Below are 22,481 nucleotides of genomic sequence, written 5' to 3' on the forward strand. Positions count from 1 at the left end.
AGCGGGACTCAGTGCGCGGCCGTCTCCCAGTCGGTGCCGACACCGACCGAGACGTCCAGCGGGGCACGGAGTTCGACCGCCGAGGACATCTCCCGGCGCAGGATCTCCTCGACCTGCTCCCGCTCGCCCGCAGCGATCTCCAGAACGATCTCGTCATGGACCTGGAGCAGCATCCGTGACGTCAGCTTCGCCTCCGTCAACGCCCGGTCCACGTGCAGCATCGCGACCTTCACGATGTCGGCGGCCGTCCCCTGGATCGGGGCGTTGAGCGCCATCCGCTCGGCCGTCTCGCGCCGCTGGCGGTTGTCGCTGTTCAGGTCCGGGAGGTAGCGGCGCCGGCCGAAGACCGTCTCCGTGTACCCGGTGGACCTGGCTTCCTCCACGACCCGGTGCAGATAGTCACGTACCCCGCCGAACCGCAGGAAGTAGGTGTCCATCAGCCCGCGCGCCTCGCCGGCCTCGATGTTCAGCTGCTGGGAGAGGCCGAATGCGGACAGCCCGTAGGCCAGCCCGTACGACATCGCCTTGATCTTGCGGCGCATCTCCGCGTCGACGGCCGACTTCTCCACGCCGAACACCTGCGAGGCGACCGTCGTGTGCAGGTCCTCCCCCGAAGTGAACGCCTCGATCAGACCGGCGTCCTCGGAGAGGTGGGCCATCACCCGCAGCTCGATCTGGCTGTAGTCCGCCGTCATCAGCGTCTCGAAGCCCTCACCGACGGCGAAGCCCCGGCGGATCGCACGCCCCTCGTCCGTACGGACGGGGATGTTCTGCAGGTTGGGGTCGGTGGAGGAGAGCCGGCCCGTCGCCGCGACCGTCTGGTTGAACGTGGTGTGGATACGGCCGTCCGCACCGATCGTCTTGATCAGGCCCTCGACCGTGACCCTCAACTTGGCCTGCTCGCGGTGGCGCAGCATGATGACCGGGAGCTCGTGCTCGGTCTGAGCCGCCAGCCAGGCCAGCGCGTCCGCGTCGGTCGTGTAACCCGTCTTCGTCTTCTTCGTCTTCGGCAGAGTCAGCTCGCCGAAGAGCACTTCCTGGAGCTGCTTGGGCGAGCCGAGGTTGAACTCACGGCCGACCGAGGCGTGCGCCTCCTTCACCGCCTGCTGCACCGCACCGGCGAACTGCTGCTCCATGGCCTCCAGATGGGCCCGGTCGGCGGCGATGCCGTGCCGCTCAAGACGGGCCAGCATGATGGAGGTGGGCAGTTCCATGTCGTGCAGCAGCCCGGTGGCCCCGACCTCCTTCAGGCGCGTCGTGAACGCGTCCCCGAGGTCCAGCACCGCACGGGCCTGCGCCATCAGGGCGTCGGCCTCCGCACGGTCGTCGGCGCCGAAGGCCAGCTGGCCGTCGGACGCGGCGGCCGGGGCCAGCTCGCGGCCGAGATACTCCACGGCCAGTGCGTCCAGGGCGAAGGAGCGCCGCCCCGGCTTGACGAGGTAGGCGGCGAGCGCGGTGTCCATGGTGATGCCGTCGAGATGCCAGCCCTGCTCGGGGAAGACCCGCAGGGCGTTCTTGGCGTTGTGCAGGACCTTGGGCCGCCCGGGGTCCGCGAGCCAGGCGGCGAACGCCTGCTCGTCGGCCTCGTCGAGCTCGGCCGGATCCAGCCACGCCGCGGCCCCGTCAGCGGCCGCGAGCGCGATCTCGGTGACGGAGCCGGTGCCCAGTGACCAGGTGTCGACGCTCATCAGGCCGAGGGGCTGCCCGCCATGGGCCTCCAGCCACGGGGCGACCTCGCCCTGCCCCAGCACCGCACCGTCCAGCTCGATGCCGGCCGCCGGCTCCGGCGGACCGGCCTCCTCAGCACCCGGGTCGACGGCGAGCAGCCGCTCGCGCAGGCTCGGGTTACGGATCTCCAGGATGTCCAGCACCCCGGTGACCGCCGTGCGGTCGTACGGAGCACGCTCCAGCTCCGTCGGGACCTTCGGCAGCTCCACGTCACGGACCATCTCGGTCAGCACACGGTTCATCTTCACCGCGTCCAGGTGGTCCCGGAAATTCTGACCGGCCTTGCCCTTGACCTCGTCGGCCCGCTCGACCAGCTCGGCGAAGGAACCGAACTGGTTGATCCACTTCGCCGCCGTCTTCTCCCCCACACCGGGAATACCCGGAAGGTTGTCCGACGGGTCACCGCGCAACGCCGCGAAGTCCGGATACTGGCTCGGCGTGAGCCCGTACTTCTCCTGGACCTTCTCCGGCGTGAAGCGCGTCAGCTCCGAGACGCCCTTCGTCGGATACAGCACCGTCACGTTGTCCGTGATCAACTGGAACGAATCCCGGTCACCCGTGACGATCAGCACCTCGAAGCCCGCCGCCTCGGCCTGCGTGGCCAGCGTCGCGATGACGTCGTCCGCCTCGAACCCGTCCACCGCGAACCGGTCCGCGCGCATCGCGTCCAGCAGCTCACCGATCAGCTCGACCTGCCCCTTGAACTCGTCGGGGGTCTTGGAGCGGTTCGCCTTGTACGCCGGGAACTCCTGCGCGCGCCAGGTCTTACGGGACACGTCGAACGCGACCGCGAAATGCGTGGGCGCCTCGTCGCGCAGCGTGTTCGCCAGCATCGACATGAAGCCGTACACGGCGTTCGTCGGCTGCCCCGTCGCCGTCGTGAAATTCTCCGCGGGCAGCGCAAAGAACGCCCGGTACGCCAGGGAGTGCCCGTCCATAAGGAGCAGGCGCGGTCGGTTGTCTGCCGTCTTCTTCGATGCCGTCTCAGCCACGCCCCCGATCCTGCCACGGACCACTGACAATCCGGACCGGCCACCGCCCCGCCCCGGCCCCGGCCCCGGCCCCGGCACCGCAAGGACTCCCGACACCACCGCCCCGGACCGGCCTCCCCCGCTTCCCACGGAGCACCCCGCCACGCGTGCATGACAGGATCAAAGACAGTGAAGGCGTAAGAAGACACGACAGGACGCCACACCACGCACGGACGCGACGCGCGCGACCGCACGCGCTCGGAGGCGACCGACGGCTCGAAGGGGAGCACCATGGCCACCAAGCCCCCGACCGGTGACCCGGTCCAGGACGCGCCGCAGATCGACCCGGTCCAGCACGCCGCCGCCGGACTGCCGGCCGTAGCCCACACCCTGCGCATCGCCCAGCAGCAGATGGGCGTGCGGCGCACCGCGCAGACCCTCCTCAAGGTCAACCAGAAGGACGGCTTCGACTGTCCCGGCTGCGCCTGGCCGGAGGGCGACAAGCGCCACGCGGCCGAATTCTGCGAGAACGGCGCCAAGGCCGTCGCCGAGGAGGCGACCCTGCGCCGCGTCACCCCCGACTTCTTCGCCGCCCACCCCGTCGCCGATCTGGCCACCCGCAGCGGCTACTGGCTCGGCCAGCAGGGACGCATCACGCAACCTGCGTATCTGCCCGAGGGCGCCGACCGGTACGAGCCCGTGACCTGGGACCGCGCCTTCGAGATCATCGCCGAGGAGCTGACCGCGCTCTCCTCCCCCGACGAGGCGCTCTTCTACACCTCCGGCCGCACCAGCAACGAGGCCGCGTTCCTCCTCCAGCTCTTCGCCCGCGAGTTCGGCACCAACAACCTGCCCGACTGCTCCAACATGTGCCACGAGTCCTCGGGCTCCGCCCTCACCGAAACGATCGGGATCGGCAAGGGCAGCGTCAGCCTCGAAGACCTCCACCGGGCCGACCTGATCATCGTCGCCGGACAGAACCCCGGCACCAACCACCCCCGGATGCTCTCGGCCCTCGAACAGGCCAAGGCCGCCGGAGCGAAGATCATCTCGGTGAACCCGCTGCCCGAAGCCGGCCTGGAACGGTTCAAGAACCCCCAGACCGCCCGCGGCATGCTCAAAGGCGCCGCCCTCACCGACCTCTTCCTCCAGATCCGCATCGGAGGCGACCAGGCACTCTTCCGCCTCCTGAACAAGATGATCATCGAGGCCGACGGAGCCGTCGACACCGGCTTCATCGCGGAACACACCCACGGCTACGAGGAATTCGCCCAGGCCGCCCTCGCCGCCGACTGGGACGAAACCCTCACCGCCACCGGCCTCGACCGCGACACCATCGAGCAGGCGCTCGCCATGATCCTCGCGTCGGAACGCACCATCGTCTGCTGGGCCATGGGCCTCACCCAGCACAAGCACTCCGTGCCGACCATCCGCGAAGTGGTCAACCTGCTCCTCCTGCGCGGCAACATCGGCCGCCCCGGCGCCGGCGTCTGCCCCGTCCGCGGCCACTCCAACGTCCAGGGCGACCGCACCATGGGCATCTTCGAACGGCCCTCCACCGCCTTCCTCGACGCACTCGACCGGGAATTCGGCATCACCTCGCCACGCCACCACGGCTACGACGTCGTACGGGCCATCCAGGCACTCCGCGACGGTGACGCCAAGGTCTTCTTCGCCATGGGCGGCAACTTCGTCGGCGCCACCCCCGACACCGCCGTCACCGAAGCGGCCATGCGCCGCGCCCGGCTCACCGTCCACGTGTCGACCAAGCTCAACCGCTCGCACGCCGTCACCGGCACCCGCGCCCTGATCCTGCCCACCCTCGGCCGCACCGACAAGGACATCCAGGCCGGGCAGAAGCAGTTCGTCACCGTCGAGGACTCCATGGGCCTGGTCCACTCCTCACGCGGCAACCTCACCCCCGCGAGCCCCCACCTGCTCTCCGAACCCGCGATCGTCGCCCGCCTGGCCCGCGCCACCCTCGGCCCCTCCTCCACCACCCCCTGGGAGGACTTCGAGAAGGACTACGGCACCATCCGCGACCGCATCTCACGCGTCATCCCGGGCTTCGAGGACTTCAACACCCGCGTCGCGCGGCCCGGCGGCTTCAGCCTCCCCCACGCCCCCCGCGACGAACGCCGCTTCCCCACCACCACGGGCAAGGCCAACTTCACCGCCGCACCCGTCGAACACCCCGAGCTCCCCGAAGGCCGGCTGCTCCTGCAGACCCTGCGCTCCCACGACCAGTACAACACCACCATCTACGGCCTCGACGACCGCTACCGCGGCATCAAGGGCGGCCGCCGCGTCGTCATGGTCAACCCCGACGACGCCCATGCCCTCGGCCTCGCCGACGGTGCCTACACCGACCTCGTCAGCGAGTGGAAGGACGGCGTCGAACGCCGCGCCCCCGGCTTCCGCGTCGTCCACTACCCCACCGCCCGCGGCTGCGCCGCCGCGTACTACCCGGAGACCAACGTGCTCGTCCCGCTCGGCGCCACCGCGGACACCAGCAACACCCCGGCCAGCAAATCGGTCGTCGTCCGGTTCGAGACCACCTGAGCTCCCATAGCCTAAGCGCACGCTCAGTCGTCTGATAAGAACAGTGCACACCAACGACCGCACACGATCGGAGCCGCACCCCATGGGCGAGCACACCGCACCCACGTTCCCCCAGGAGATCATCGACGAGTACGCGGCACTCGGCGTCGACCTCCCCGCGCTCTTCTCCGCCGGACACCTCGGCGAGCGCATGGGCGTCACCATCGTCGAGGCCTCCGCCGAACGCGTGGTGGGCACCATGCCCGTCGAAGGCAACACCCAGCCCTACGGGCTGCTCCACGGCGGCGCGTCAGCCGTCCTCGCCGAGACCCTCGGCTCCGTAGGCAGCATGCTCCACGGCGGCACCACCAAGGTCGCCGTCGGCGTCGACCTGAACTGCACCCACCACCGCGGCGTCCGCAGCGGCCTCGTCACGGGCGTCGCCACCCCCGTGCACCGCGGCCGCTCCACCGCCACGTACGAGATCGTCATCACCGACGAACAGGACAAGCGGGTCTGCACCGCCCGCCTCACCTGTCTGCTCCGCGACGCCCCGGACCTCACCGCAGGCTGACCACCCGACACCTCGCTGCCCGGTCCGGAATGCGCACCGCATCCCGGACCGGGCAGACCCATATCCGGGGCATTTCCGGGAAGTTACCGAACACGCACGGTCAACACCGCTGATCCGCAAGCCCATCCCGCTACCCACTTCAACAGCCACACCACCCCTGCGGCGCCTAAACGCATCCCACCGCCGTAACACTGCGTAACATGTGTGCAATACGCGAAAAACGTCACACACCCCGCCCCCCGCACACCCGACCGACCTCCTCCGCGCCCCTTGCGCCCCGATTCACACGACAGCACCAAGATCACCCCAAGCCCCTTAGCAGAGCTGCACGTTCTCACCATGCGGTCACTTCGGCACCCGACGTAAAGCCATACATGTCCACACAGCGACCACCAAGCCTTCCCCATGGCATAACAAGACAGTCACATCATCAGCGGACCCGTCCCGCACCCCTCCACCTGGCCATAGAGTCACGGCCAGTCACCGCGCCGCCGGGCGCCTCTGCTGCACTGCCCTTCATCGACCAGTACGGCCCGGCGATCGTCACGGCACCTCAGCAGAGGAGGCCGCGCCAGGGAAAGGACCTTTCGTGCGACACCGTTCTTTGCTCATACTCACCACCGTGCTCACCACCGGTGCACTCACCCTCACCGCGTGCGGATCGCGCGACGACAACAGCAAGAGCGGCGACAGCGACGGCGGCGCCAAGACCACCGTCGTCATCGGCGTCGACGCCCCGCTCACCGGCTCCCTCTCCGCGCTCGGCCAGGGCATCAAGAACTCGGTGGACCTCGCGGCCAAGACCGCGAACAAGAACAACGAGGTCCCCGGCATCGAGTTCGAGATCGAAGGCCTCGACGACCAGGCCGTCCCCGCCTCCGGGCAGGCCAACGCCACCAAACTGGTCGGCAACACAGACGTCCTCGGAGCCGTCGGCCCCCTGAACTCCGGCGTCGCCCAGTCCATGCAGGGAGTCTTCGAGAAGGCCGACCTCACCCAGGTCTCCCCCGCCAACACCAACCCCTCGCTCAGCCAGGGTGACGACTGGGCCAAGGGCAACGGCAAGCGCGTCTTCAACACCTACTTCCGCACCTGCGCCACCGACGTCGTCCAGGGCAAGTTCGCCGCCCAGTACCTCTTCAACGACGCCAAGAAGAAGAAGGTCTACGTCGTCGACGACAAGCAGACCTACGGCGCCGGACTCGCCGCCATCTTCTCCGAGGAGTTCACCCGCCTCGGCGGCAAGGTCGTCGGCACCGACCACGTCACGGTCAAGGAAACCGACTTCTCCAGCACCGCCGACAAGGTCAAGAGCTCCGGCGCAGACTCCGTCTACTACGGCGGCCAGTACCCCGAGGGCGGCCTCCTCTCCGACCAGATCAAGAAGACCGGCGCCAAGATCCCCACCATGGGCGGAGACGGCATCTACGACCCGGCCTTCATCAGCGCCTCCGGCGAGGCCAACGACGGTGACTACGCCACCTCCATCGGCTACCCCGTCCACGCCCTGCCCACCGCCAAGCAGTTCATCGCCGACTACGAGGCGCAGAACTACAAGGACCCGTACGGCGCATACGGCGGCTACTCCTACGACGCCGGCTGGGCCATCATCCAGGCCGTCAAGGCCGTCGTCGCCGACAACGACGGCAAGCTCCCCGAGGACGCCCGCGCCAAGGTCACCGAGGCCATGTCCAAGGTCTCCTTCGACGGCGTGACCGGCAAGGTCTCCTTCGACGAGTTCGGCGACACCACCAACAAGCAGCTCACCGTCTACGAGGTCCAGAAGGGCGCCTGGAAGGACGTCAAGAGCGCCACGTTCGAGGACTGATCCCCGGACCACCGCCCCACAACGCCCCACCTGCTCCTGACCGCGCGGGGGTGCAAACAGCACCCCCGCGCGGTGTCATATCCGACAAGCTCATCGGAGGCACTGCGGTGAACGAACTGCCGCAACAGCTGGCCAACGGCCTTGCCCTCGGCGCCCTCTATGGCCTCATAGCCATCGGGTACACCATGGTCTACGGCATCGTCCAGCTCATCAATTTCGCCCACGGCGAGATCTTCATGATCGGGGGCTTCGGCGCCCTCACCACCTACCTCGCGCTCCCCAGCGGAACCTCGCTCATGGTGGTCATACCCCTCATGATCGTCGGCGGCGCAATCGCCTCCGTCGCCGTAGCCACAGCGGCCGAACGCTTCGCCTACCGCCCCCTGCGCGGCGCCCCACGGCTCGCACCCCTCATCACCGCGATCGGTCTCTCGATCGTCCTCCAGCAGCTTGTCTGGGGCTTCTACCCCGAGGCGAAGAAGCCGCGCAGCTTCCCGGAATTCCAGGGCGAGTCGTTCAAGATCTTCGACAACCTCTACATCCAGCGCGCCGACGCCTTCATCCTCGTCCTCGCCCCCCTGTGCATGCTCGCCCTCGGCCTCTTCGTCGCCAAGAGCCGCAGCGGCCGCGCCATGCAGGCCACCGCGCAGGACCCCGACACCGCCAAGCTCATGGGCATCAACACCGACCGCATCATCGTCATGGCCTTCGCCATCGGTGCCGCGTTCGCCGCCGTCGCCTCCGTCGCGTACGGACTCGACAAGGGCCAGATCAACTTCGAGATGGGCTTCATCCTCGGGCTCAAGGCCTTCACCGCCGCCGTACTCGGCGGCATCGGCAACATCTACGGAGCCATGGTCGGCGGAGTCGTCCTCGGCCTCGCCGAAGCCCTCTCCATCGCCTACATCGAAGAAATCCCCGGCATGCAGCAGCTCGGCGGCGGCGCCTGGGCCAACGTCTGGGCATTCGTACTTCTCATCGTCGTCCTCCTCGTCAGGCCACAAGGCCTGCTCGGTGAGCGCGTCGCGGATCGGGCGTGAGAGCCATGACAACCGACACCACCACAACCGCCCCGGCCACCAACGGCTCCCGGACCACCACCCTGCGATGGGCCACCGCCCTCGGCGGCCTCGCCACCATCGCCAGCACCTTCCTGTCCTGGACCTACACCGACGAATTCCCCGGCGACCTCACCGTCTACGGATATCCCGGCGGCCTCCAGGTCCTCACCCTCGTCGCCGGCGCCCTCGTCCTGCTCTACGCACTCGCCGCACTCGACACCCGCGGCCTGCGCTGGCTCGCACCCACCGGCACCACCAAAGCTCTCCGGCTCCTGGCCCTCGGCGCCTTCGGCACCACCTGGTTCACCGCCATCGCCATCGCCGTGGAACTCGGCGGCATCGTCAACCTGGAACCCGGAGGATTCGTCGCAGCGGTGGCCTCCGCCATCCCGCTCACCGCCTTCCTCCTCCCCGACGACACCCGCAAAGCCGGCCGCCCCCGAGAACTCCCCTCCTGGGCCGAGATCCTCATCATCGTCGCCGTCTTCGGCCTCGGTCTCTTCGTCATCACCTACGGCATCGACACCGCGTACGCCCAGCTCTTCACCGGCTACATGATCACCGCGGGCTTCGCCGTCACCGCATTCTTCAAGGCAGGCCTCATGGCCCGCCTCTCCCACCTCACCACCAAGTACCGCTCCATCGCCGTGGCCGCCGCATTCGTGGCCGCAGCCGCCTTCCCCTTCACCCAGAGCACCGACCAGTACACCCTCATCGCGGTCAACATCCTCATCTTCGCGACCGTCGCGCTCGGGCTGAACATCGTCGTCGGCCTCGCCGGACTCCTCGACCTCGGATACGTCGCCTTCCTCGGCGTCGGCGCCTACACCGCCGCACTCGTCTCAGGAACCACCGCGTCCGCCTTCGACGTCCAGTTCCCGTTCTGGGCATCCGTCCTCACCGGCGCCGCCGTCTCCCTCATCTTCGGCGTCGTCATCGGAGCGCCCACACTCCGCCTCCGCGGCGACTACCTCGCCATCGTCACCCTCGGCTTCGGCGAGATCTTCCGCATCAGCGTCGGAAACCTCGACGGCGTATCCGGACCCCAGATCACCAACGGCCCCAACGGCGTACCCAACATCCCCGACCTGGTCTTCTTCGGATACGACTTCGGCGAATCCCACACGATCCTGGGCATCGAACTCGGCGGCTACGCCAACTACTACCTGCTCATGCTGCTCGCGATGATCCTCGTGGTGCTCGTCTTCAGCCGCGCAGGCAGCTCCCGCATCGGCCGCGCCTGGGTCGCCATCCGCGAGGACGAGACCGCCGCCACCGCCATGGGCATCAACGGCTTCCGCGTCAAACTCATCGCCTTCGCCCTCGGCGCCACCCTCGCCGGCCTCGCCGGCACCGTCCAGGCCCACGTCCAGAGCACCGTCGTCCCCGAGATGTACGTCTTCGCCGGACCTGTGCCGCCCAACTCCGCCTTCCTCCTCGCCGCCGTCATCCTCGGCGGCATGGGAACCATCAGCGGCCCCCTCATCGGCGCCGCACTCCTCTACATGATCCCCGCGAAGCTGCAGTTCCTCCAGGACTACCAGCTCCTAGGATTCGGCCTCGCACTCATCCTGCTCATGCGCTTCCGCCCCGAAGGCCTCATCGCCAACCGGCGCGCCCAGCTCGAGTTCCACGAGACCGGCCAACTCGACACACCTGAGGGCACCTTGCCCGACTCCGGCGTCGGCACCGTGAAGGCGGGGGCGTGAAAGACATGACGACCACCACCAACGAGACCACCCCGGTCCTGGACGCCGGCGGCGTCACCATGCGCTTCGGCGGCCTCACCGCCGTACGCGACGTCGACCTCAAGGTCAACGCGGGCGAGATCGTGGGCCTCATCGGCCCCAACGGCGCGGGAAAGACCACCTTCTTCAACTGCCTCACCGGCCTCTACGTCCCCACCGAGGGCAAGGTCCGCTACAAAGGCACCGTCCTGCCCCCCAAACCCCACCTCGTCACCCAGGCAGGCATCGCCCGCACGTTCCAGAACATCCGGCTTTTCGCCAACATGACCGTCCTCGAAAACGTCCTCGTCGGACGCCACACCAGGACCAAGGAAGGCCTCTGGTCCGCGCTCCTGCGCGGACCCGGCTTCAAGAAGGCCGAAGCGGCCTCCCACGTACGCGCCATGGAACTCCTCGAGTTCATCGGCCTCGAGGACAAGGCCGACCACCTCGCGCGCAACCTCCCCTACGGAGACCAGCGCAAGCTCGAGATCGCGCGCGCACTCGCCAGCGACCCCGGACTCCTCCTCCTGGACGAGCCCACCGCCGGCATGAACCCGCAGGAAACCCGCGTCACCGAAGAACTCATCTTCGCCATTCGCGACATGGGCATCGCCGTCCTCGTCATCGAGCACGACATGCGCTTCATCTTCAACCTCTGCGACCGCGTCGCCTGCCTCGTCCAGGGCGAAAAGCTCGTCGAAGGCACACCCGACGTCGTCCAGAGCGACGAACGCGTGGTCGCCGCCTACCTCGGGACCCCCTTCGAGGCGGACACTCCCGGGAAAACGGCCACCGACGCCGACACGCCCGCGGCGGACAAGACGGAACGCACGACCGGCACAGAAGGGGAAGACCAGTGACCGCACTGCTCGAGGTCGAAGACCTCAGGGTCGCCTACGGCAAGATCGAAGCCGTCAAGGGAATCTCCTTCAGCGTCGAAGCCGGCCAGGTCGTCACCCTCATCGGCACCAACGGCGCCGGCAAGACCACCACCCTGCGCACCCTCTCCGGGCTCCTCAAGCCCTCCGGCGGCCGGATCACCTTCGACGGGAAGCCCCTCAACGGCATTCCCGCACACAAGATCGTGTCCCTCGGCCTCGCCCACTCCCCCGAGGGCCGCCACATCTTCCCCCGCCTCTCCATCACGGAGAATCTCCAGCTCGGCGCCTTCCTCCGCACCGACAAGGCAGGCATCGAGAAGGACGTCCAGCGCGCCTACGACCTCTTCCCCATCCTCGGGGAACGCCGGAAGCAGGCCGCCGGAACCCTCTCCGGAGGCGAGCAGCAGATGCTCGCCATGGGACGCGCGCTCATGTCCCAGCCCAAGCTGCTCATGCTCGACGAACCCTCCATGGGCCTCTCGCCGATCATGATGCAGAAGATCATGGAGACCATCGTCGAGCTCAAGGCGTCGGGCACCACGATTCTGCTCGTCGAGCAGAACGCCCAGGCGGCCCTCTCCCTCGCGGACCACGGCCACGTGATGGAGGTCGGCAAGGTCGTCCTCTCCGGCACAGGCGCCGACCTCCTCCACGACGAGTCGGTCCGCAAGGCCTACCTCGGCGAGGACTGAGGCAGCCACGCACACGAGAGGGGCCCGCCCCCGGGTCTGTCCGGGAGCGGGCCCCTCTCGTACGTCCGTACCGGCTACTCGGCCGCCTTCTTCTTCTCCTCGGCGTCCTCGATCAGCGCCTCCGCCAGTTGCTGCATCGACATACGGCGGTCCATCGACGTCTTCTGGATCCAGCGGAACGCCGCCGGCTCGGACAGCCCGTAGTCCGTCTGCAGAATGCTCTTCGCCCGGTCCACCAGCTTCCGTGTCTCCAGCCGCTGCGAAAGATCCGCGATCTCGTCCTCCAGCGCCTTCAGCTCCGCGAACCTGGACACGGCCATCTCGATGGCCGGGACCACGTCGCTCTTGCTGAACGGCTTCACGAGGTACGCCATGGCCCCGGCGTCCCGGGCTCGCTCGACCAGGTCCCGCTGCGAGAACGCCGTCAGCATCAGAACCGGGGCGATGGACTCCGCGGTGATCTTCTCCGCGGCGGAGATCCCGTCGAGGACCGGCATCTTCACATCGAGGATCACGAGGTCCGGCCGGTGCTCCCGCGCCAGCTCGACGGCCTGCTGCCCGTCCCCGGCCTCGCCGACGACCGAGTAGCCCTCTTCCTCCAGCATCTCTTTGAGGTCGAGGCGGATGAGCGCCTCGTCCTCGGCGATGACGACACGGGTCGTCAGCGGCGGGACGTGCGACTTGTCGTCGTCGACGGCGTCTACGGGCTGGGGCGACTCGGGGGTGGTCACGGGGGCTCCTTGTTGCGGGCCGGGCATGCGCTGCTGCCTTGCAGCCTACCTAGCAGCACCTCGGCTCGGAGACCCGGTATACTCGCTGACAGCCCCTGGCCTGCCCGGTTGGAGGAACTGGTTAGACTCGCGGCACTCAAAATGCCGTGCCCTTTGGGCATGTGGGTTCGAATCCCACACTGGGCACTCATCAGAAGCGGATGTTCACGTTCTCGTGAACATCCGCTTTCTGCTACGTACGGGTGCGCGCCGGGACGTCAGAGTAGAGATGTGATCGCCCACGGGGCAGAAGTCCGCCGAAGGGCACTCGGCCTTCTCAGGTCCGGGACGGCGGGGGCAGATGTCGCCCGGCAGTTAAAGTGCCTCGCGGCACCTGTTTCGTACTGGCTCCACATGGACAGCTCCCAGCGCAACGAGTGCCGAATCTCATGCGCCACGCTCACCGCTGCAGGGTTGAGTGGACCACCCTCGCCCGCGGCAGCGATCCGTTCGGCATCCCCGTAGCCCGACGGGCGTCCGTCGCCCTCATGGACGCTCACGTCGGGCCGAAGCGATGACAAACGTCACTTCTGGCTGTCGTCCTCGCCGATGTGGTGCACCCGCACCAGGTTCGTGGAGCCGGCGACTCCGGGCGGTGAGCCCGCCGTGATGACCACGATGTCGCCCTTCTGGCAGCGACCGATCCGCAGCAGCTCATCGTCCACCTGCGCCACCATCGCGTCCGTCGACTCCACGTGCGGCCCGAGGAACGTCTCCACGCCCCACGTCAGGTTCAGCTGAGCACGCGTGGCCTGGTCCGGGGTGAAGGCGAGGAGCGGGATCGGGGAGCGGTAGCGGGAGAGGCGCTTGACGGTGTCGCCGCTCTGGGTGAAGGCCACCAGGAACTTCGCGCCGAGGAAATCGCCCATCTCGGCTGCCGCGCGGGCGACCGCACCGCCCTGGGTGCGGGGCTTGTTGCGGTCGGTGAGGGGCGGGAGGCCCTTGGCGAGGATGTCCTCCTCGGCCGCCTCGACGATGCGGGCCATGGTGCGGACCGTCTCGACGGGGTACTTGCCGACGCTGGTCTCGCCGGAGAGCATCACCGCGTCCGTGCCGTCGATGACGGCGTTGGCGACGTCGGAGGCTTCGGCGCGGGTGGGACGGGAGTTGTCGATCATGGAGTCGAGCATCTGGGTGGCGACGATGACCGGCTTGGCATTCCGCATGGCCAGCTTGACCGCGCGCTTCTGGACGATCGGGACCTGCTCCAGGGGCATTTCGACGCCGAGGTCGCCGCGGGCGACCATGATGCCGTCGAAGGCGGCGACGATGTCGTCGATGTTGTCGACGGCCTGGGGCTTCTCGATCTTGGCGATGACGGGGAGGCGGCGCCCCTCCTCGTCCATGATGCGGTGGACGTCGTCGATGTCGCGTCCGGTCCGTACGAAGGAGAGGGCGATGACATCGGCGCCGGTGCGCACGGCCCAGCGGAGATCTTCGATGTCTTTTTCGGAGAGTGCGGGGACGGAGACGGCGACGCCGGGGAGGTTGAGTCCCTTGTGGTCGGAGACCATGCCGCCCTCGATGACGGTGGTGTGGACGCGGGGTCCGTCGACGTCGGTGACTTCAAGAGCGACGCGGCCGTCGTCGATGAGGATGCGTTCGCCGGCGGTGACGTCGGCGGCGAGGCCGTCGTAGGTGGTGCCGCAGGTGGTGCGGTCGCCTTCCATGGGTTCGACGGTGATGGTGAAGTCATCGCCGCGCTCAAGGAGTACGGGGCCTTCGGCGAAGCGGCCGAGGCGGATCTTCGGCCCTTGAAGGTCGGCCAGGATTCCTACGCTGCGGCCGGTCTCTTCGGAGGCTTTGCGTACACGGTGGTAACGCTCTTCGTGTTCGGCGTAGGTGCCGTGGCTGAGGTTCAGGCGGGCGATGTCCATTCCCGCTTCGACGAGTGCCTTGATCTGGTCGTATGTGTCGGTTGCGGGTCCCAGGGTACAAACGATTTTGGCTCGGCGCATGGTTCGAGCCTAGACCTTACCTGTGGGTAGGTATTTGTCTGCGCATGACTGCTCAACGGCCTTTGGGTGAAGGGTTATTACGCACCGTTGAATTGTGCGGCGGGGTGCTCCGATGAGCATGCGCCGACCGTGCCGGCGGGGTTCGCGGTGAGTTCCGGTCACCGGATCGAAACATGCGCGGGGTGTTGCGGGCGGGGGTACCCGGGCCAGAATCTACGCGCGTTGTCCGCGCGAACGAGGAGTCAAGGATGCCGTTGAACCGTAGGACGTTTCTGGGCCGTTCGGCTGTCGCCGGTGCGGGTGTGGCGCTGGCGGGAGGGGTCGGTGCGGGGTCCGCAGCGGCCTCGGAGCCGAAGGGGCGGGGCGACGGGCGCCCGTCGAAGCGGTACTCCTTCACGGTGATGGGGACGACGGACCTGCACGGCAATGTCTTCAACTGGGACTACTTCACCGACCAGGAGTTCGACGACAAGGCGCACAATGACGTCGGGCTGGCGAAGATCTCGACGCTGGTGGACCAGATCCGTGAGGACCGGGGCCGCCGGAACACGCTGCTGATCGATGCTGGTGACACGATCCAGGGCACTCAGCTGTCGTACTACTACGCGAAGATCGAACCGATCACGGCGAGGCGTGGTCCGGTGCATCCGATGGCGCAGGCGATGAACAAGATCGGCTATGACGCGGCGGCACTCGGAAACCATGAGTTCAATTACGGGATTCCGGTGCTGCGAAAGTTCGAAGAGCAGTGTGATTTTCCGCTACTGGGTGCGAATGCACTGGATGCGAAGACGCTGCGACCGGCGTTCGCTCCGTACGTGATCAAGCGGGTGCGCACGCCGTTCGGCCGGGATGTGCGGGTGGCTGTGCTGGGGTTGACGAATCCTGGTATCGCGATCTGGGACAAGGCGAATGTGGGCGGGAAGATGGTGTTCCCGGGTCTTGAGGAGCAGGCGGCGAAGTGGGTGCCGAGGCTTCGTTCGATGGGTGCGGATGTGGTGATCGTTTCCGCGCATTCGGGTTCGTCGGGGACGTCGTCGTACGGGGATCAGTTGCCGTACGTCGAGAATGCGGCGGGTCTGGTGGCGGAGCAGGTGCCGGGGATCGATGCGATTCTGGTGGGTCACGCGCACTCGGAGATTCCCGAGTATTTCGTGACGAACAAGGAGACGGGGAGGCAGGTTGTTCTCTCGGAGCCGTTGAAGTGGGGGCAGCGGCTGACGCTGTTCGACTTCGACCTGGCGTGGGACAAGGGGCGCTGGGTGGTCGAGAAGGCCGGTGCTTCGGTGCTGAACTCGAACACGGTGGAGGAGGATCCGCGGATCACGTCGTTGCTCGGGGACGAGCACGAGAAGGTGGTGGCGTATGTCAACCAGGTGATCGGTACGTCGGTGGCGGCCATGTCGACGGCGGATGCGCCGTGGAAGGACGAGCCGGTCATCGATCTGATCAATCTGGCGCAGGCGGAGACGGTGAAGGCGGCGCTGGCCGGCGGGGAGTATGCGGCGTTGCCGGTTCTGTCGCAGGCGGCGTGCTTCTCACGTACGGCGGCTATTCCTGCGGGTGAGGTGACGATCAAGGATGCGGCGGGGTTGTATCCGTTCGAGAACACGCTGGAGGCACGGCTCCTGACGGGTGCGCAGCTGAAGGACTACCTGGAGTTCTCCGCGGCGTACTACGTCCGGACCGCTTCGGGGGTGCCGGTGGATACGTCGAAGTTGACGAATGCGGAGGGCATTCCGGATTACAACTATGATGTGGTGTCGGGTGTGACGTATGACGTCGATATCGCGAAGCCGGCTGGTTCGCGGATCGTGGGGTTGTCGTTCGAGGGGGCGCCGGTCGATCCGGCGATGCAGTTCGTGTTTGCGGTGAACAACTATCGGGCGAGCGGTGGCGGTAATTTCCCGCATGTGCCGGGTGCGAAGCAGTTGTGGGCGAATTCGGATGAGATCCGGAACACGATCATCGGGTGGGTTCAGGCGAAGGGTTCGGTGGATCCGGCGGAGTTCGCGTCGGTGGACTGGCGTCTGACACGGGACGGTGTGCCGGTGTTCTGACCGGGTTTCGGCAAGTGGTCCGGGGCGGCCGTTCTCCTTCGGGAGGGCGGCCGCCTTCGTGTGGTTATCGGTCCTGGGCGAGGGGGGTGAGCGGGGTGCCTTGTCCGGGGACGGAGGGGTCGGCGTGGGGGGTGAGGCCGAAGGTGGTGAAGGCGGTGCGTTGCGGCAGGGGGTACGGGGTGGTGCCGGTGACGTTGTTGAGGATGGTGGCGCTGCGCCAGGCGGCGAGTCCGAGGTCGGGGGCGCCGACACCGTGGGTGTGGCGTTCGGCGTTCTGCACGTAGATGTTGCCGGTGAGGCTGGGGTCGAGGTCGAGGCGGAAGTCGGTGTGGATGCGGGGGCGTCCTCGGGTGTCGCGGCGGATGTGGGGGGCGATGCCGGTGAGGAGGGTGTCGAGGGGGCGTTCGCGGTAGCCGGTGGCGAGGACGACGGCGTCGGTGGTGAGGCGGCTTCGGGTGGCTTGCTGGGTGTGTTCGAGGTGGAGTTCGATGCGGGTGCCGCCGCCGGAGAGGCGGCCTGCGGTGCGGACGCTGACGCCGGGGGTCAGGGTGGCGTCGGGCCAGCCTCCGTGGAGGGTGCGTCGGTAGAGCTCGTCGTGGATGGCCGCGATGGTGTCGGTGTCGATGCCTTTGTGCAGTTGCCATTGCTGGGGGACGAGGGTGTCGCGTACCTGTTCGGGGAGTGCGTGGAAGTAGTGGGTGTAGTCAGGGGTGAAGTGTTCGAGGCCGAGTTTCGAGTACTCCATGGGTGCGAAGGCCTGGGTGCGGGCGAGCCAGTGGATTTTCTCGATGCCGCGGGGGCGGGCACGCAGGAGGTCGAGGAAGATTTCGGCGCCGGACTGGCCGGAGCCGATGACGGTGATGTGGTCGGCTCGGAGGAGTTCTTCGCGGTGGTGGAGGTAGTCGGCGGAGTGGATGACGGGGATGCCGGGGGCTTCGGCGAGGGGGCGTAGGGGTTCGGGGATGAAGGGTGCGGTGCCGACGCCGAGGGCGATGTGGCGGGTGTGGGTGCGGCCGAGGGCTTCGGCTTCGCCGTCGGGGTCGAGTTGGGTGTAGTCGACTTCGAAGTGGCAGTGGTCGGGATTCCAGTGGATGGCGTCGACCTGGTGGTTGAAGTGAATGGTGGGGAGTTGTTCGCTGACCCAGCGGCAGTAGGCGTCGTATTCGGCGCGGCGGATGTGGAATTGCTCGGCGAAGTAGAAGGGGTAGAGGCGGTCGCGGGTGCGGAGGTAGTTGAGGAAGGTCCAGGGACTGGTGGGGTCGGCGAGGGTGGTGAGGTCGGCGAGGAAGGGGACTTGGAGGGTGGCGCCTTCGATGAGGAGGCCGGGGTGCCAGTGGAAGGCGGGGCGTTGTTCGTAGAAGGCGGTCGTGAGGGGGCCGGTGCCAGGGGTGGGGGGGATGCCGTGGGCGAGAGCCGCGAGGGAGAGGTTGAAGGGGCCGAGGCCGATGCCGATGAGGTCGTGGAGCCGGTTGCCTTCGGGGGTGGTCCGGTCGGTCATCGGGGGATGCCGCCTTCCGTGGTGGTGCCGGTGTGGGCATGCGTGACGAGGGTGAGGAGGCGTTGGAGGTCGTCGGGGGTGGTGTGGGGGTTGAGGAGGGTGGCTTTGAGCCAGAGGCGGTTGCCGGTCCGGGCGCGGCCGAGTACGGCGTGTCCTCGGTTGAGGAGGGTACGGCGGATGGTTGCGACGGTGGTGTCGTCGGTGTGGGTGGGGCGGAAGAGGACGGTGCTGATGGTGGGGCGGTCGTGGAGCTCGAGCGTGGGGTCTTTTTCGATGAGGTAGGCGAGGTGGTGGGCGAGGGCGATGGTTCGGTCGATGAGGTCGGCGAGTCCGTCGCGGCCGAGTGCTTGGAGGGTGACGGCGATCTTGAGGGCGTCGGGTCGGCGGGTGGTGCGCAGGGAGCGGCCGAGGAGGTCGGGGAGGCCTGCGCCGGTGTCGTCGTCGGCGTTGAGGTAGGGGGCGTGGTGGTGGAGGGGGTCGAGGTCGTGGTGGTGAGGGACGGCGAGGATGCCGGCGGAGGCGGGTTGCCAGCCGAGTTTGTGCAGGTCGAGAGTGACGCTGTGAGCGCGGTGGAGGCTGCGGAGGGCGTGGCGGTGGGTGGGGCTGAAGAGGAGGGGGCCGCCGTAGGCGGCGTCGATGTGGAGGTCGGCGCCGTGGGTGGTGGTGAGGTCGGCGATGTGGGTGAGGGGGTCGATCTGGCCTGTGTCGGTGGTGCCTGCGGTGGCGGTGACGAGGAGGGGGCCTTGGTGGTGGGTGAGGGCGTCGTGGAGTGCGGTGGGGTCCATGACGCCGGTGGGTGCGGGGATGACGATGGGTTGGGAAAGGCCGAGGAGCCAGGTGGCGCGGGCGATGCTGTGGTGGGCGTTGGCGGCGCAGATGGTTTGTACGGGGCCGTGGCGTTCCCGGGCGAGGAGGACGGCGAGTTGGTTGGCTTCGGTGCCGCCGGTCGTGACGAGTGCGTCGGGGTGGGGGGTGTGGGGGTAGATCTCGGTGGCGAGTGCGGTGGTGAGGGCGGTTTCGAGGGCGGAGGCGGCGGGGGCCTGGTCCCATGAGTCCATGGAGGGGTTGAGGGCCGATGCGGCGAGGTCGGCTGCTGCGGCGAGGGCGAGGGGTGGGGTGTGGAGGTGGGCGGCGCAGTGGGGGTGTGCGGGGTCGGCGGCGCCTTCGGCGATTGCGGTGACGAGGGTGCGGAGGGCGTGGTGGGCGCCGGTGCCGTGGTCGGGGATGAGGGGGCCGGCGGTGTGGTGCAGCTTTTCAGCGACGGTGTCGGGGCCGCCGGCGGGGAGGGGGCCGTTGCGGCGGGTGGCACCGTCGTGGAGTGCGGCGAGGACGGTGTCGATGAGGGGGCGCAGGTGGGCGGAGCCGGCAGTGCCTCCGGCGAGGGGCGGGGTGGGCATGGGTGGTCCTTCGGGTGCGTGGGGGCGGTGGTGCCAGCTTGTCCGCATTGCGGAGAGGGCAGCCGAAGAGCCCAACGATCTGAACCCGAAAGGGGTACTGCGGTTCGGTGTGGGGGTGTTGGAGGCTACGAGGATGGTATAAGCGTTCGCTGCTCGCACGACTGTGCCCGGTCTCTTCCGGTGAGAGGCCGGGCACAGTGGCGGTGAGTGGTGGGGCGTTGGTCAATGGGTGTTGCGTACGACGAGGGCGCGGCGCAGGTCGTCGAGCTGGTCGGTGAGTTTGCGGCGCAGGGCGGGGATGAGCGCGGGGTTGTCGAGGGCCTGTTCGCCGAGGTGCAGGCTGTCGGGGTCGATGGCGTGGGCGGGGAAGGCGTGGCGTCCGGCGGCTTCGGCGATGGCGGGGCCGCGGCGTGCGGCGAGTGCGATGGCGTCTGGGTAGTAGCGCGCGGTGTAGGGGTGGAGCAGTTCGCTCTGTTCGGGCTGCCAGAAGCCTTGGGCGGTGGCGGTGAAGAGGTAGTTGGACAGGGTGTCGTCGGTGAACATGGCCTGCCAGGCGGCTGCTTTGGCCTCGGGGGTGGGGAGGGCGGCGCGGCAGCGGGCGGCGCCTTCCTGTCCGGTGGCGCTGGGGTCCTTGTCGAGTTCGTGGGCGATGGCGGTTTCGTCGGTGGCACCGAGGACGGCGAGGCGGGTGAGGATGCGCCAGCGGAGTTCGGGGTCGAGTTCGGGTCCGCCGGGGACTGCGCCTTCGCGGAGCCAGTCCTGGATGGCGTCGGGCTGGGTGGCGGCGTCGATGAAGTGGCGTACGGCGGTGAGGCGGAGGCCGGGGTCGGGGGTGCCGGGTGTGGTGGCGCCGGGGCCTTGCTCCCAGTCCTTGGCGGTGAGTCCTTCGGTGCGGCGGAGGAGGTCGCGGCAGAGGGAGGTGAGGGTGGCGAGGGCGGTGGGCCGGTCCTGGGGCGGGAGGTAGCGGTCGGCGATGTGGGTGGCGGCGAAGCCGAGGACGCCTTGGACGAGGGCGAGGTCGGTTTCGTGGGGAAGGTGGGTGCGGGCGGCGGTGAGGTGGACGGTGGGGTGGAGTTCACCGTCGCGGACCATGTCGCGGGTGATGTTCCACAGCAGGGCGCGGGTGAGGGGTTCGGGGATGCCGGAGAGGTGGGTGAGGGCGGTGTTCCAGGAGTCGGGGTCGAGGCGGATCTTGGCGTAGGTGAGGTCGTTGTCGTTGAGGATGACGAGGTCGGGGCGACGGCCGGGCTGGGTGGTGGGGGCGCCGTCCTGGGGGATGTCGAGGTCGAAGCGGCGGCGCGGGGTGAGCTGGTCGTTGCCGGTCCGGGTGTCGAGGCTGTGGTCGTAGGTGCCGACGGTGATGCGGTGGGGGCGGCTGCCGGCGTGGTCGACGGTGAGGTTCCAGCTGTTGCCGGTGTTTTCGACGTGGGCTGTGAGGGTGTCGATGCCGGTGGTGCGGAGCCAGGCGGCGGCCCAGGTGTGGACGTCGCGGTCGGTGGCGGTGGCGAGGTTGTCGATGAAGTCGGCGAGGGTGGCGTTGGCGAATTTGTGCCGGGCGAAGTGGGTGTTGATGCCGGCGAGGAATTCCTTTTCGCCGAGCCAGGCGACGAGTTGGCGGAGTGCGGAGGCGCCCTTGGCGTAGGAGATGCCGTCGAAGTTGAGGAGGGCGGAGGCGGTGTCGGGGACGGCGTCGGGGTCGGGTGCGACAGGGTGGGTGGTGGGGCGCTGGTCGGCGTCGTAGCCCCAGCTCTTGCGGGCGACGCCGAAGTCGGTCCAGGTGTCGGTGAAGCGGGTGGCTTCGGTGAGGGTCTGGTAGCCCATGTATTCGGCGAAGGACTCGTTGAGCCAGATGTCGTCCCACCAGGTGAGGGTGACGAGGTCCCCGAACCACATGTGGGCCATCTCGTGGGCGATGACCATGGCGCGGGTCTGGCGTTCGGTGTCGGTGACCGCGGAGCGGTAGATGAATTCGTCGCGGAAGGTGACGAGTCCGGGGTTCTCCATGGCGCCGGCGTTGAATTCGGGGACGAACGCCTGGTCGTAGGAGTCGAAGGGGTAGGGCTCGTCGAATTTTTCGTGGTAGCGGTCATAGCAGGCGCGGGTGATGCCGAGGATCTCGTCGGCGTCGGTGTCGAGGTGGGGGGCGAGGGAGCGACGGCAGTGGATGCCGAAGGGGATGCCGGCGTGGTGGGTGGTGACGGAGTGCCAGGGGCCTGCGGCGACGGCGACGAGGTAGGTGGAGATCGGTGGGGTGGGGGCGATGGTCCAGCGCCCTTCGGGGGCCTGGGTGGCGGTGCCGTTGCCGAGTACGGTCCAGCCGGTGGGTGCGGTGACGGTGAGGTCGAACACGGATTTGAGGTCGGGCTGGTCGAAGACGGCGAAGACTCGCTGGACGTCTTCCAGGAAGAGCTGGGTGTAGACGTAGGTTTCGCCGTCGGCGGGGTCGGTGAAGCGGTGCATGCCTTCGCCGGTGCGGGAGTAGCGCATGGTGGCGTCGACGGTGAGTTCGTGGGGGCCTGCGGCGAGACGGTCCAGCGGGTAGCGGTTACCGTCGAGGCGTTCGGGGTCCAGCGGCTGTCCGTCGAGGCTGAGGGAGCGCAGGGTTTCCGGCTTGATCTCGACGAAGGTGCTTCCGGCCGTGTGGACGGTGAACCGGATGGCGGTCCTGGAGTCGAAGGTCTCCTCGCCCGTGGTGAGGTCGAGGTCGACCGTGTACCGGTGTACGTCGAGGAGCTGGGCACGGGTCTGCGCTTCGTTGCGCGTCAGTACGGACATGGCGCCCATGCTGCCGT

14 protein-coding genes, 1 tRNA gene and 1 pseudogene are annotated in these 22,481 nt (G+C 68.1%); 10 read left to right on the top strand and 6 right to left on the bottom strand.

The window, feature by feature from the left end; genetic code table 11:
* Positions 1-8: 8 nt before the first annotated feature.
* Positions 9-2,720: a DNA polymerase I gene (gene polA, locus ACWD04_RS13705; protein WP_451131398.1), complete on the bottom strand. Its 2,712-nt coding sequence runs from the start codon at positions 2,718-2,720 to the stop codon at positions 9-11.
* A gap of 270 nt (positions 2,721-2,990) precedes the next feature.
* Between polA and ACWD04_RS13710 the strand changes: the two genes are divergently transcribed.
* The 7 genes from ACWD04_RS13710 to ACWD04_RS13740 all read left to right on the top strand — a co-directional run bounded on the left by ACWD04_RS13710 (position 2,991) and on the right by ACWD04_RS13740 (position 12,006).
* Positions 2,991-5,261, top strand: a complete 2,271-nt coding sequence (locus tag ACWD04_RS13710; RefSeq protein WP_451131400.1) for an FdhF/YdeP family oxidoreductase — start codon at positions 2,991-2,993, stop codon at positions 5,259-5,261.
* Between the two features lie 82 nt (positions 5,262-5,343).
* Complete coding sequence (locus ACWD04_RS13715) at positions 5,344-5,814, top strand: PaaI family thioesterase (RefSeq protein WP_451131402.1); 471 nt, start codon at positions 5,344-5,346, stop codon at positions 5,812-5,814.
* A 589-nt stretch (positions 5,815-6,403) separates the two neighbouring features.
* A complete protein-coding gene (locus ACWD04_RS13720) occupies positions 6,404-7,642 on the top strand; it encodes a branched-chain amino acid ABC transporter substrate-binding protein (protein WP_451131404.1) in 1,239 nt (412 codons plus the stop codon).
* Positions 7,643-7,749: 107 nt separating this feature from the next.
* The gene (locus ACWD04_RS13725; protein WP_382499100.1) at positions 7,750-8,682 is read left to right on the top strand and encodes a branched-chain amino acid ABC transporter permease; all 933 of its coding nucleotides are present in this window, start codon (positions 7,750-7,752) and stop codon (positions 8,680-8,682) included.
* Positions 8,683-8,687: 5 nt separating this feature from the next.
* Positions 8,688-10,412: a branched-chain amino acid ABC transporter permease gene (locus tag ACWD04_RS13730; RefSeq protein WP_451131680.1), complete on the top strand. Its 1,725-nt coding sequence runs from the start codon at positions 8,688-8,690 to the stop codon at positions 10,410-10,412.
* Positions 10,413-10,417: 5 nt separating this feature from the next.
* Positions 10,418-11,293, top strand: coding sequence for an ABC transporter ATP-binding protein (locus ACWD04_RS13735; RefSeq protein ID WP_451131682.1), 876 nt, complete (start codon positions 10,418-10,420; stop codon positions 11,291-11,293).
* Positions 11,290-12,006, top strand: coding sequence for an ABC transporter ATP-binding protein (locus tag ACWD04_RS13740; protein ID WP_451131406.1), 717 nt, complete (start codon positions 11,290-11,292; stop codon positions 12,004-12,006). The genes ACWD04_RS13735 and ACWD04_RS13740 overlap by 4 nt, the downstream gene beginning before the upstream one ends.
* A gap of 74 nt (positions 12,007-12,080) precedes the next feature.
* Here ACWD04_RS13740 and ACWD04_RS13745 read toward each other — a convergent pair whose 3' ends face one another.
* Positions 12,081-12,737: an ANTAR domain-containing response regulator gene (locus ACWD04_RS13745; RefSeq protein ID WP_451131408.1), complete on the bottom strand. Its 657-nt coding sequence runs from the start codon at positions 12,735-12,737 to the stop codon at positions 12,081-12,083.
* Between the two features lie 102 nt (positions 12,738-12,839).
* Between ACWD04_RS13745 and ACWD04_RS13750 the strand changes: the two genes are divergently transcribed.
* Both ACWD04_RS13750 and ACWD04_RS13755 read left to right on the top strand, forming a co-directional pair.
* Positions 12,840-12,923 (top strand) — tRNA-Leu (locus ACWD04_RS13750).
* A gap of 266 nt (positions 12,924-13,189) precedes the next feature.
* Positions 13,190-13,294 (top strand): annotated as a pseudogene (locus ACWD04_RS13755) (helix-turn-helix domain-containing protein); the annotation flags it as partial.
* A gap of 6 nt (positions 13,295-13,300) precedes the next feature.
* Here the strand turns inward: ACWD04_RS13755 and pyk are convergent.
* Positions 13,301-14,734, bottom strand: a complete 1,434-nt coding sequence (pyk, locus tag ACWD04_RS13760) for a pyruvate kinase (protein ID WP_451131410.1) — start codon at positions 14,732-14,734, stop codon at positions 13,301-13,303.
* Positions 14,735-14,982: 248 nt separating this feature from the next.
* On the opposite strand from pyk, the gene ACWD04_RS13765 reads away from it, so the two are divergent.
* Positions 14,983-16,794, top strand: coding sequence for a bifunctional metallophosphatase/5'-nucleotidase (locus ACWD04_RS13765; protein ID WP_451131412.1), 1,812 nt, complete (start codon positions 14,983-14,985; stop codon positions 16,792-16,794).
* Between the two features lie 64 nt (positions 16,795-16,858).
* On the opposite strand, the gene ACWD04_RS13770 is transcribed toward ACWD04_RS13765, so the two are convergent.
* The 3 genes from ACWD04_RS13770 to pepN form a co-directional block, all read right to left on the bottom strand.
* Positions 16,859-18,292: a lysine N(6)-hydroxylase/L-ornithine N(5)-oxygenase family protein gene (locus ACWD04_RS13770; RefSeq protein ID WP_451131414.1), complete on the bottom strand. Its 1,434-nt coding sequence runs from the start codon at positions 18,290-18,292 to the stop codon at positions 16,859-16,861.
* Positions 18,289-19,689 carry a pyridoxal phosphate-dependent decarboxylase family protein gene (locus tag ACWD04_RS13775; protein WP_451131416.1) on the bottom strand — a complete coding sequence of 467 codons (1,401 nt, stop codon included), beginning with the start codon at positions 19,687-19,689 and terminating at the stop codon, positions 18,289-18,291. The genes ACWD04_RS13770 and ACWD04_RS13775 overlap by 4 nt, the downstream gene beginning before the upstream one ends.
* A gap of 222 nt (positions 19,690-19,911) precedes the next feature.
* On the bottom strand, positions 19,912-22,464 hold the full coding sequence (gene pepN, locus ACWD04_RS13780) for an aminopeptidase N (protein ID WP_451131418.1): 2,553 nt from the start codon (positions 22,462-22,464) through the stop codon (positions 19,912-19,914).
* Between the last annotated feature and the right edge of the window lie 17 nt (positions 22,465-22,481).

It is taken from the genome of Streptomyces sp. NPDC002911 (genome assembly GCF_053591835.1).

Coding starts and splice junctions, on each gene's coding strand:
- ACWD04_RS13710 (WP_451131400.1), top strand. CDS start 2,991: ATGGCCACCAAGCCCCCGACCGGTGACCCGGTCCAGGACGCGCCGCAG.
- ACWD04_RS13715 (WP_451131402.1), top strand. CDS start 5,344: ATGGGCGAGCACACCGCACCCACGTTCCCCCAGGAGATCATCGACGAG.
- ACWD04_RS13730 (WP_451131680.1), top strand. CDS start 8,688: ATGACAACCGACACCACCACAACCGCCCCGGCCACCAACGGCTCCCGG.
- ACWD04_RS13735 (WP_451131682.1), top strand. CDS start 10,418: ATGACGACCACCACCAACGAGACCACCCCGGTCCTGGACGCCGGCGGC.
- pyk (WP_451131410.1), bottom strand. CDS start 14,734: ATGCGCCGAGCCAAAATCGTTTGTACCCTGGGACCCGCAACCGACACA.
- ACWD04_RS13765 (WP_451131412.1), top strand. CDS start 14,983: ATGCCGTTGAACCGTAGGACGTTTCTGGGCCGTTCGGCTGTCGCCGGT.
- ACWD04_RS13770 (WP_451131414.1), bottom strand. CDS start 18,292: ATGACCGACCGGACCACCCCCGAAGGCAACCGGCTCCACGACCTCATC.
- ACWD04_RS13775 (WP_451131416.1), bottom strand. CDS start 19,689: ATGCCCACCCCGCCCCTCGCCGGAGGCACTGCCGGCTCCGCCCACCTG.
- pepN (WP_451131418.1), bottom strand. CDS start 22,464: ATGTCCGTACTGACGCGCAACGAAGCGCAGACCCGTGCCCAGCTCCTC.